This is a genomic window from Paenibacillus agaridevorans (assembly GCF_003112455.1).
Taxonomy (GTDB): Bacteria; Bacillota; Bacilli; order Paenibacillales; family Paenibacillaceae; genus Pristimantibacillus; species Pristimantibacillus agaridevorans.
Map to the genome: position 1 here is coordinate 31051 of NZ_BDQX01000022.1, position 11922 is coordinate 42972.

Annotated in this window: 6 protein-coding genes; all 6 read right to left on the minus strand. The window is 44.8% G+C overall.

Translation table 11 applies throughout. The annotated features are described in order from the left end of the window. Positions 1–130 precede the first annotated feature (130 nt). The 6 genes from PAT3040_RS01390 to PAT3040_RS01415 all read right to left on the minus strand — a co-directional run bounded on the left by PAT3040_RS01390 (position 131) and on the right by PAT3040_RS01415 (position 11355). A complete protein-coding gene (locus PAT3040_RS01390) occupies positions 131–1750 on the minus strand; it encodes an extracellular solute-binding protein (protein WP_258234779.1) in 1620 nt (539 codons plus the stop codon). 69 nt (positions 1751–1819) lie between these two features. Then, complete coding sequence (locus PAT3040_RS01395; protein WP_108991236.1) at positions 1820–2698, minus strand: carbohydrate ABC transporter permease; 879 nt, start codon at positions 2696–2698, stop codon at positions 1820–1822. Between the two features lie 47 nt (positions 2699–2745). Beyond that, complete coding sequence (locus tag PAT3040_RS01400; protein ID WP_258234780.1) at positions 2746–3669, minus strand: ABC transporter permease; 924 nt, start codon at positions 3667–3669, stop codon at positions 2746–2748. Between the two features lie 221 nt (positions 3670–3890). Continuing rightward, positions 3891–6182 carry an AraC family transcriptional regulator gene (locus tag PAT3040_RS01405; RefSeq protein WP_108991238.1) on the minus strand — a complete coding sequence of 764 codons (2292 nt, stop codon included), beginning with the start codon at positions 6180–6182 and terminating at the stop codon, positions 3891–3893. Positions 6183–6350: 168 nt separating this feature from the next. Continuing rightward, positions 6351–8006, minus strand: a complete 1656-nt coding sequence (locus tag PAT3040_RS01410) for an S-layer homology domain-containing protein (protein ID WP_108991239.1) — start codon at positions 8004–8006, stop codon at positions 6351–6353. Positions 8007–8127: 121 nt separating this feature from the next. Then, the gene (locus tag PAT3040_RS01415; protein ID WP_181376385.1) at positions 8128–11355 is read right to left on the minus strand and encodes a glycoside hydrolase domain-containing protein; all 3228 of its coding nucleotides are present in this window, start codon (positions 11353–11355) and stop codon (positions 8128–8130) included. Positions 11356–11922: the final 567 nt, after the last annotated feature.

Genomic DNA, 11922 nt, shown 5'->3' on the forward strand with positions numbered 1-11922 from the left:
TCGCCAACATAACGTTCGAATACATTTAATCCAAAATCCCATTTTCGTGCGGCAGCCCGATTATCTAGCAATATACCGATGCGAGCCATCTCCACCGAAATCCCCTCCTCTCCAATCAAGCTTCAATTGTTTATTTCCACTCGCCTTGAATACTTGCTGCTTTGACGGCATCATTGATTTCTGTAATGATTTTCGCTCCGCCCATATTCTTCCATTCATATACCATTTGGTCCCAATCCGAGATTGGTTTTTCGCCTACGATCATTTTTGTCTGGTCATCAAACAACTTCTTATCCAAATCGGTGCTTTTCGCTGCACGCGTTTCGGAGAAAACCTGCGAACCAGGATTCAAGTAATGTTTTGTTTCCGCATGCATTTTTTCTGCTTTTGCTGTAAGCTCCGAGAGAAGCGGTACTTTATATTGCTTCGAATATCCGTTAGCAGCATCATTAGGCGCCCAGGGAATAGCGTCGAAGTATGCAGCCGGAGTTAGACCTTTTTCTTCACTCTCCTTCTTGACTACACCATCTTCGATGGTGTACCCGACGCCATAGAGTCCATTAATCCAGTCAAAATCCTTGTTATCCTGTGTCATCTGATCCGCAGCATAGAAATTGCGTCCATAATCCAGCAGCTCGAGAATTCGTTTCACCTTCTCCGGATCATCCTTCAATTTCGCGCTGAGCATAACTTGCTTGTAGTAGCCGCTGCTTGAGGAGAAGCCTTGCGAGCCATCCGGTGCAACGAATGGAGGAATCATTTCCAACTGCACATTAGGATTAGCTTCAATTAAAGAGGACATGTATTCCGAGCTCATCCCGCGTGGAGTAGCAATGAAGATCCCTGCTTTGCCTGAATAGAATTCTTTGTTTGTATTCGCCCAATTCATAAGAGCAAAGTCCTTTGTGATTGCTCCTGCCTTGTACAAATCAGCAAACCATGCAATTACATCCTTACGAGCATCCGAAATTATTCCAGGAATCAGATTGCCTTGAGCATCTTTGTTGTACCAAGCACCTGGGTCCCAATATGCTCCCATCGCCATAGAAGGATTAATATTCTGAGACATTGCGATACCGTATGTGTCATTTTGTCCGTTTTTGTCAGGATCATTTGTAGTAAAAGCGATCGCGACCTGTTTTAATTCTTCATAGTTTGTAGGCATTTGCAGACCAAGGTTATCAAGCCAATCTTTACGAATCATTGGCGTAGAGGTATACGTCAGAGGAAAGTAATGCGGAAGTGCATAAATATTCCCGTCAACAGTAAATGTCTTCAATACGTTTTCTGGCACATTTTTGAAGGTTTCATATTGGCTGATGAAATCATTGAGCGGCAAGAAGGCGCCTTGTTTGGCCCATTTGTAGAAATTAGAGTCAGGTGCTTCCATCGAAATAATGTCTGGAATATTCCCTGATGCGACGACCGCGCTCAACTTCTGCACATAATCCGATTGCACAACCAGGGTTGGTTTATATTCAATGTTGAATTTTTCATTGATCATTTCCAGCCCTTTTCCGTCCGATGGCGGAATATTACCATAAACAAATTTCATTGCTGTAATCGTCATTTTTTTGTTGCTGTCAGTTGCAGGTGGATTTTCGGCAGTCTTGCCCTCATTGCTGTTCGCAACGTTGTTGTCATCCTTCTTGTTGGTAGTCGAGTTGCCATTTGAAGAACAGCCTGCGGCGGTGAGCACGATTGCAGTGATGAGAACTAGCATAGCCAAGAGTTTCAAATTCGTTTTCATTTGGATTACCCCTCTCACTCATTGTACGTTCAATTTGTAGACAACCTTGCTTACTGAACTGCAGGATTGTTAACCCTTGACCGAACCTAACATCACTCCTTTGGCAAAGTGTTTCTGAAGAAACGGATACAGAATAAGAATCGGTACGGTTGCCAGCAGAATCGCTGCCATTTGAACGGTTTCCGCCGGAGGCGGATTCTCTAATAAAACTTGTGCATCTGCCAAGGATGCACTTGCTTCATTCTGCGTCACAATTTGTCTAAGAAGCACTTGGATCGGCCACTTCTCTGGCGTATTCAAGTACAAAATTCCGGAGAAATAATTATTCCAATGAATTACCGCATAGAACAAGCTGAAAGCGGCTAGCGCAGGCTTGGACAATGGAAGAATGATTCGCGAGGCGATCTGAAGATCATTGGCTCCATCAATAATGGCCGCCTCGGTTATTTCTTTCGGAATGCCTAAGAAGAAATGGCGCATTACGATCAAATAGAAGGAACTAATGGCCGACGGCAAGATAAGCGCCCATATGGAGTTCAACAAGCCGGTTTCTCTTACCACCATGTAGGTAGGGATCATGCCGGCTGAAAACAGCATCGTAAATAAGACCAAGAATAACAGCAAACGTTTCGCCCAAATATCTCTAGAGAGTGCGTAGGCTAAGGAAGCGGTCATAGCCAAATTGACTAATGTTCCGACAACTGTAATATACACAGTGACACCGATCGATCTTACGAATGCGCGAGATTCAAATATAAATTGATAGGCCTCCACCGTCCAGGTTTTCGGAATGAGGATGAAATTACTTTGTAGAAATTCCTTATATGTCGAGAAAGAAATCGCGAAGACATATAAAAATGGAATAAGCATAATTAAAGCTGTTAATACAAGCAAAACGATATTGGTCCAGTCAAACAGCTTATCGCGGGTCGAGCTGTATTTGATCATTTGGGAACCTCCTTGCAGTGGCTATGAATTTGGAAATGGAGGTCGAACTAATACACCCCCTCCTCGCCAAACCGCTTCGCAAGCGAATTTGCTGATAATACAAGAATGAGCCCCACAGCACCTTTAAATAAACCAACTGCCGTTGCAAAACTGTAATCAGATGATTCAATTCCTTTCGTGAAAACATAAGTGTCCAGTACTTCACCCGTTTCTCTGTTAAACGGATTAAGCATAAGGAAAATCTGCTCGAATCCTGAATCAAGAACACTGCCGAGTCTTAGAATAAGCATAATCACAATCGTACTCCTGATTGCTGGCAGCACAACATGCCAGATTTGTTGAAATCGGCCTGCGCCATCAATGGTAGCGGATTCATGCAGCTCTGGATTGACAGCAGCAAGAGAGGCAAGAAAGATGATGGTTCCCCAGCCCGCTTCCTTCCAAATGACTTGGGCAACCACCATAGGCTTGAAGAAGCTCGGATCCGTTAGAAAAGGTACGGCATCCAGGCCTAACCAGCCTGTGAGAACACCGTTTATGATGCCTTCTCCACGAAAGAATATGAAACATATGCCTACAACGACTACCCATGATAGAAAGTGCGGCAAGTAAATAATAGATTGGATCATTCGCTTTACAAAGTCATTGCGCAGCTCATTAAGCATGACAGCGAGCAAGATCGGAATGGGAAAAGCAAATAAGATTTGTAGAAAAGAAATGAGCAGCGTGTTCCAAAGCACACGATACACTTCTGGATTATCGATAATTCGTCTGAAATTATCCCAGCCTGTCCACTCGCTGCCCGATATCCCTAAAAACGGATTGAAATCAAGAAAAGCAAGGGAAAGCCCGAACATAGGCACATATTTGAATACGATATAGAATAAGATTCCTGGAAAAGCAATCAAGAACAAATAACGATCCTTCCACCATCTTCTGCGGGTCCTGTTCCACCATGTTATTCGCTCCATACTAGCTTGACCCGAATAAACATTCGTTCGTGATTCCATCGCTAATAACCTCCCTTCTGAACGGTTTGCATAAAGTGTTTCCTTGTGATGATCAAACTATCTCATCTTGACTTATTGTCACGCAATAATCAGTTTACGGTCCCTATAGAGACAAGAAATGACGAATGCGGTTCAAGAAAAGATAAATGCCTCCTGACATACCAGGAGGCATTTATCTTTGCTCAACTTCGGAAACGGTTACGGTATTGACCTGGTGGCATCTGGGCGTATTGTTTAAAGGTTCTTGCGAAGTTTTGAACATTGGTATATCGGATGCGATCTGCAATTTCCTTAATAGGCACATCAGTCTGCGCCAGCCACTTCATTGCAAGCTTCATACGGCATTCAATTACATATTCAACGAAATTTTGTCCAGTTATATCTTTGAATACCTTGCTTAGATGCGATGTGGAAACTTCAATTTCATCGGCGACGAGTTGGAGCGAAATATCGGATTCCAAATGATCTCGTACATATAAGATGGCCTGATGAACCAATGTCGTTTGTCTGCCTGGAGACTGAAGGCGGTTAATCACCTCTGGGAACAGCTGACAGTCGAACCACTTGACGATCTCTTCAATTGAAGTCATTTCATGAAGTTCTCGATAGGGATCTCTCTCAAACTCTTTCACCGTATCATGGCCCAAGCTTTGCATGAGAAATTCCAATTCTCCAAGGAGATGCGAGAACAAGCCGCGAACGGTATTTGAATCTCTTACATTATTAACAACGGTATCTGCGAGCTCCGCTAGCTGCGTTCGAGCTGCCTGCAGATCTCCGCCGGAGATACTCTCAATGATCAGCTTCTGCCGCTTGACAATTTCATAACGCGATTGCTTTAAATCAGGCGCAATATCTTCAGGAGCGATCATCCTGCCGGTTCCCAGCATCAGACGATAGCTGAGCAACCCCTCAGCTTCCTTGCCAGCTTTATGAATGCCCGGATATCCTTTGTGTGCGCTGCTGATTGCCAGCGACACACCAAAGGAGAAGAATTCCGCGACAAATTTCAATATATCGCGTCCAATTCTTCGCAATTGCTCATCTGTACTTGCTGTTGGATGTTCAAGCCCGATAACGGCCGCAACCTGTCCCTGCATCGGAGCAGCAGTCAATACTTCAAAGTGATTGGCAAACTGTTCTTCAATCATCTTGCGAAAGGCGAAGTGAAGCAAGGAACGGTCCTTCACATTATAAGTATTCGAGAAATCCGAATAACCATCAATCTCGGCCAAGCAGACGAAGAACATACTGCTGGAAATAGGGAGCTCAGAGAGCTTGGAATGAGAAAATATCTCTTGTTCTGATAATTCCCCACGCAGCAATCCAAGGAGCAAAGATTCTTGAAATCTTGGAAACAAGACGCCAATAACCGATTGAAGCTGATCATTTGTCACAACCATATGCTGAATATAGGAATCAATCTCCTTCAGCCCGTCACCTGTTTGCGCCTTCTCATCCATAGCTCCCCCTGACAGCTTGCTAGTCAACCGCTGAATGGGAATATACAATCGGTTGGAACTGATAAAGACCACAATCAACCACAGAACAATCAGTATGCCAATGAAGCCCCATGTCATATTTAGGATGTAGTTGGATTTCTCCTTCAATTCCTTCGACGGCGTAAGCGCGATATAGGTCCAGTCGTTCAGCGTTGATCGTTGAGCGGATAGATTATACTTCTTATCGCCTAACTCCAGTGTTTCGCCGATGTCGCCGGGATTGTTCCAGAATCGATACAGCTCAGAGGTTGATGTCAACTTGCTCCCCACCTCCGATTGCTGTTGGCTAGCCACAATGGTTCCATTTCCATTGACGACAAGAAGCTTGCGATGCTTACCCAGATTTGCCTGTTTGAATATGTCAGTAATGTGGTTCTGATCGAGTCTCACGACCAGTATGCCAGCCGGATGTTCCTCGAACATTGGAACTGGCCGAATGAGGAGGTATTCTGATTGATTCGGATAGGAATTGGGTGGGATAATCGTCATCGAAATAAAATTCATTGGCGCCAGATTGATGTATCGCGCAGAGGAGAAGTCATCCTCGCTGATTAATCCGTCCCAAGTCGTGAACACTTTTTGATAATCTCGGAGCCATAAGGCAATATGGAAGGGAATATCCGAATAATTACGCTGCTTTTGAATTTTTTCCGCCATCTCCATCGCATTGCCGACACTATCCAGAGACGGTCCTAATTGAACGGCTTTGATGACTAGCTCGTCACTAGCCAAGTGAACAGCCACTTGATCGAGCCGTTTAACTAACTCATCCACCTGCACCTGTATCTGTGTAAGAATAATTTGATGATTGCGGTTTACTTCCTGTTGAACTGTAGTCGCAGCTATCCAGGAAGCTGCCCCCCCGAGCAGAAGTACGGGAATAACACTAACGGCAAGCAGATAGAAGAACATTCTGCGCTTGAACGAAGTTTTGCGTATAAAGTAGAGTCGTGAGAGCAGTCGTGCAAACATGAGCGTCACGTTCTCCTTTCTCTATTCTCTATATATTTGCTTATCTATGTATTATAGCTTGCCTCCTTTGGAAATAGTAGATTGTGCCTTTACAATTGGCTGACACAGGGTCATAAGGAAAGATCGCTATAAAAGTGATCTTATACCGATCTTTCACTTACTCAAGCACTATTTCATTAATAAGTTATAGATTGCTTTAGCGGTCTCACTGCGGGCAGCATCCGATTTCGGATCAAATCGGCCATTTCCTTTGCCTTGCATTAAGCCCAGGGCGATAGCTCTGCTTACATCCTTTTTGGCCCAATTCGATATTTCATCCCGGTCTTTGAAGCTCAGTAATAAGGTTTCATCGGATAATTCCTGTATAGGATTCTTATATTGATAGGCTCTTAAGAGCAATACAGCCATCTCTTCCCTTGTCATCTTTGCGTTAGGTGCAAAGCGGTTGACAGAAACGCCATTGACTAGTTTCGCCTTATAGGCGGCAGCAATATCTTTCTCATACCAAACGCCCTCAACTACATCATCGAATGGCAGTGAAATGGATTCGGAATCAAGACCAAGCGTTCTTACAAGCATTGCGGTGAATTCAGCACGCGTAGTGCTGCCAGTTGGATGGAAAGCCGTTTCTGTCACACCATTCACAATATACTTGGCTGAGAGGATCTGCAGGGTTCGGAATACCCAATTCGTCTCTGGAACATCATCAAACGATTTCACATATTCCATTACGGTATAAGGACTGAAGTGAAATAATGAAGCAGAAATCTCATTTTCAGCTGGATAATATGTACTTCTTATATATCCCCATTTTCGAGTCTGTTCATTGTAATGGTATATGCCTAATAAATCTTTGTCCGTATTTTGATTAAGCGAAAAGGAGAGTACAACGGGTACGGGGAACGAAGGCAATTTCTTAACCGTACCATCCTGCAGCACCAAGCTCAGATTGCAATCCATCAAAGGCAGGACCATCCTGTACTTCTCTGAATGATTAGTTGATGGAACAGGAGGCATGTTCTCTTCTACAGGCTTTAATTGGATTTCAATATACGATTCTTGCTCCCAACTAGCTAAGTTCCCAAGCGCTTCCAAAACTTCTTTGGGCAGCGTTAACGTCGCAGAATCCTTCTTAATTCTCACAATATGACCATCAAATCGTGTAGAAATATCGACAGGCAAAGCCAATTTCGATTCTCCATCCAGCATCCCGACTTGAATGCCCCCCTGGATGTACTCCCAATCTCGTTTCTCTACTTTGCGAGGTTGATGGTTGATTGAATGGTTAATCGGACCATTTAAATTCGTATTGCCTGCTGGCGGTGCCATTCCACCACCTATCACAACCTGACTTGCAAGATGGAGTACGGCGCTTTCACTGACAGCATGAGAATTTGCGATCTTTGCTTCCACAAGCTTTAATACTGCGGTTCCTTCCGCCTTAATCGTAAAAGTAATCGCAGCCAGTGAAGCCGAGCCGGTTATGCCGCCACCTTGTCCCATCTTGGTGGAAACCAAAACGAGCTTCCCGCTCGCAATCTCAGCTTGGTTAGATACAAAGCTGAATCCGCTTATCGCGATCGGACTGAAGGAGTCATATTGCAATACTTCCTTGTTGAATTCAAGTGAAAACTCATAGCCGTAGGCATCCCGAAGTCCATAGGCATCCAGCGTGTAGGTAATCTTATCTCCCGTTTTCATAGGCCCAGAAGATGCTGTTAATGTAAATTCAGGAGATTCTGCTGCGGAAGTTCTTGAAGGAGCAAATGGAAAAATTAAAATGCATATTAACCCAAACTTCATCACAACGGATAGGAAACTCATGACGATAAACTCCCTTCAATATCACTCAAGCAAGATGTAACGAATCCCGTGAATGGAAAATCAGGAGGAATGACATGTCATTCCTCCCTATTTTTCGACTCAAATGATTGCTTGATATGAATTAACCCAATAGTAGCGACGCCAAAAAGACTAGATCATCGAGATCAATGACACCATCCACATTCATATCAGCAGCCGGATTCCAATTACTGTCTCCAGCTACTGAACCATAGGCGGCAGCCAAAATAGCTAAATCCCCGATGCTTATGCTTCCGTTGCCGTTAAGATCATAACTCATGATCGCTACTTGCGCAGATGCAGGATTCAAGCCTAATTCATCTCCATCAGGATTGGATATCGTAATCTGGTCGACCATGATTTGTCCCTGGCCGGCGGATGATTTGGATTTGAACTGTAATTCAAGCCAGTCGCTATTGGCATTTACAACATCGCCAATCTTAACGCCAAGGATACGCATCGTTCCCGCTGTCGGACTCTCTTGCGGAATGATCGTTAAACCCTCGATTAAAGGACTGACTCCTTTCCACTCCAACAGATTCGGATCATAATGTATCGTAAGGTCAATCGCCTTGACTTCTTCATGAGTGCCATCTACTAATCCCTGGATGCCGAACTTCAAAACGAACTCCCGATTCAGGAACACCTGCGCAGGACCAGACAATCGTCCGCTCATGCCGCCTGTCGCCATTAATGTTGTTCCCTGAACAGCATTGCTTTCATCCGACAGAAGGGCTTCTGCGTCATGTGCTCTTACCGTATAAGTGTAAGTTGTTCCAGGCATCAATTCCAGGTTATCAATAAATGTAGTTGTTGTTGAAGCGCCAATCTCTACACCATCGCGATAAATCTTATAGCCCACAACTTCCTCGCTTTCAGAGGCTGTCCAACTCAGATCAAGCCTTGCTTCGGAAACAGGATGAACAATTAAATTTGTCGGCGCTGCGATGCTAGACCCTTCGCCTGTGTCCGTCGAAAGCATGACAATCATTGCGGCAACACTCTCTCTCCATTGGCGATAGAGAACGGGATCCTTCGTATAATTGGTCTGTGACACAGCTACTGTATTAGCATTAAGCAGCTCCTGGGCATCTGATAGGAGATCAACCGATACATGATCCCCTTGCGCATCACTGATTCGACTCTTCAATAGGTCAAGAAGATTGTAATCCTCCATTCCGTCCCGGAAGTTCTGGATACGCTGAGAGGCAAGCGGTCCGTCTGGTCCTGGATAATACAGGGACCCATCTCCATCCGCATTTGCATAAGTTCGCGGATCCCAGCTGCTCAAGATATCATCACTCATTGGAGCTCGGCCAAGCCAGCGGTTGATATTATAATAGAGGAAACCGTCTACTTCTTTTTTGTGCGACAACGGACCGAGGAGAACTCTCGTATCGCTTGGCGAATACCCATTGAACCAGTTGGGGTAAGGCTGCTTGACTCCAGCATGGATATACCAGTACACTTGATCACCGCGCTGCTGCGCTGCATTCTTCACGCCTTCATTGATCTTGTGCACGCCCGGCACCCAGATATCAATATAGTCTGCAAATCCAGTGTTCGTACCGAGTGAGTCGTCGAATATGGTAGACATGATAGGCAAATTCGGAAAACTCGCTTTAAGCTGCTGAAGAATATTGAGCACGATAGGGAAATATTGATCCCTCGTCTCATCAAAGCCATATACATATGCTTTGTCAGCTAGTCCGGCAGCCTCATATTCCGTCATTGCATCTCCAATTGTTTGTATAATTTGATCGATTTTAGGCTGCCATGTTGCAGGTTGCGCAAGATCGAATGTTCGCGGATCAATATAAGTTATATTGAATTGTTTAAGTCCCCATTTGCTCTGAAGCGCTAAAAGCTCCTCTACCGTAGGCGGAGTAGAGCGATAAATATTATCCGGCTCTATCTTGAACGTTTCCAGGAAATCAACATACTTTTCATACATTTGCGCTTTTTGATCTTCATTACTGAGACCATATACATCTAATATGTTGAGCGGATTTGTCGTTAAGGACGTTGGAAGCAGCGGACGATCCTCGATTTCAAATGGCCAGACCTTGATGCTGACATTTAGCGTTTGAGGTTCTGCTCCCTCCGCTTGAAAGTCGATCGCTACTTGGTAAGTACCGGGCTCAAGCTGCTTGTCTGCATAAAATTCAAGCCAAAAGGACTGCATCGTACCGACAGGGATGTCCACCGATGATAGATCCGAACGAATCGGATCGGGAATCCATCCATAATAATTGTCAGGACTGTTAACCAATCCAGGCAGTGTATAGAGGCTGGACGGTTTGACATTGACAGAACCAACCGGTGCGGCAGTAACGGCTAACAAAGACTGGGAGACTGGTTGATCATCTGGACCCGTTACAGCTGCAATCTGTGCGCCAACATTGTTTAACGACTCGCCATAAGGCATCACAACGGCTTGTATATTCTCATATTCTCCTTGTGCAAGCGATAAGCTCGCCGGAGCAGAAGAACATTGGCAGGGCAGATCTATTGGATAGACCAGGCTCATTGAATCGGAAGTAGCTATGCCAAACTTGCCATTGGGCCGAGCTTGTCTCACCTCCGTAAAGTTGGCAAAGCGCTTAATTTCCCATGCTAACGCATCAGCATCGATAATCAATGCTTTGGCGGCTTCATATTCAATATCCGGCTGTTCGGCGATGTCTCGCATAACCTGAATTCGATTTGCAAGTTCTGCCGATTGCTGTCGCAAATATTGATCCTCGGCTGCGTTGCCTGGAAGAAGCTTTGAGTCTGCAGCCTCCAGCAAGACAAGACCACTGTCAAGTTTACTGTTCACCTCCTGTAGAAGCTGAGCCGTTAAATCAAGAAACACCTTCAGTTGCTTCAGAGTCAAGTCAAAGCCGCCCGAATCCGTATGTTTCCCTGTGCTTACCAGCTTGATCGTATGAAGTCCCGCTGATAACGATAAGGCCGCTTTAAATTCAATGACGTCATTCCCTTGACCAAAGAAATCCATTTGTCCAATCGATGCTCCATCAAGGAATACCTCCGCTTGTCCTCCTAATGGAGAACTTATCCCTTCAAGTCGCAAATCGAATAAACCCGTTCCGGTCACGGGAAACTCATATTCAGCAAATTGTCCAGGTTGTACAACCTTAAACAGCAAAGCTTGATCGACAGGAACGATTTCCAGTCCGTCAGAACGAGACAACTCATTCAGACTAGCGAAGTCATGAATGGCAGGTTCTATCACTAATGACGCTTCGTCATAATAAGCAACGCCTTTATTGCTTGCATTCTGATATAACAGCAAAGTTGCTGCAACCGCATTTGGAGGAGCTTGCAAGGAAACCTTTATCTCTCCCCACTCATTGAGCGTTGCGTGCGAAGCTAACTTGACTCCGACCCTGCTATTGCTGCTGCTCCAATATTCCAGATAGAGCTCCGACGTTCCGCTCAAATTATACGATTGGACGGAAGCGGTGTAGCTGATTCCTGGTGTTATTGCTACTTTGGAACTGCGAACTCCATTGCCGAGATAGTTATTCGTGAGCTTGACGCTCCAATTCCCTCGATAGACGGAATCCGTTGCCGATTGATAGGTTGAGGTGTTGAATACGAGCCAGTTCGCAGGCTTGCCGCTTAAAACCTCTTCAAAGCCTGGATTGGGAATCAGATTAGCAGAATTGATGTAAGGCGCCGCAGAAGCTGGAGCTTGTGAATCCTCAGCAGATGCCATTCCCGCGAAAGCGGTTGCAATCCAAATCATGCAACACAAGACTATGCACAGGAACATGCGAGAATTAAATTTCTTCAACATTATCATCATTCACCTCTCATTTGATATTCTTTCCACCTAGCAGTTGCGCATAAACGCGTTCAGAAATACCCTAGCTGCATATTGAATGGATTC

Bases quoted from the DNA above. Each gene is read 5' to 3' on its own strand.
- PAT3040_RS01390 (WP_258234779.1), bottom strand. From the start codon at position 1,750: ATGAAAACGAATTTGAAACTCTTGGCTATGCTAGTTCTCATCACTGCA.
- PAT3040_RS01395 (WP_108991236.1), bottom strand. From the start codon at position 2,698: ATGATCAAATACAGCTCGACCCGCGATAAGCTGTTTGACTGGACCAAT.
- PAT3040_RS01400 (WP_258234780.1), bottom strand. From the start codon at position 3,669: ATGGAGCGAATAACATGGTGGAACAGGACCCGCAGAAGATGGTGGAAG.
- PAT3040_RS01405 (WP_108991238.1), bottom strand. From the start codon at position 6,182: ATGTTTGCACGACTGCTCTCACGACTCTACTTTATACGCAAAACTTCG.
- PAT3040_RS01410 (WP_108991239.1), bottom strand. From the start codon at position 8,006: ATGAGTTTCCTATCCGTTGTGATGAAGTTTGGGTTAATATGCATTTTA.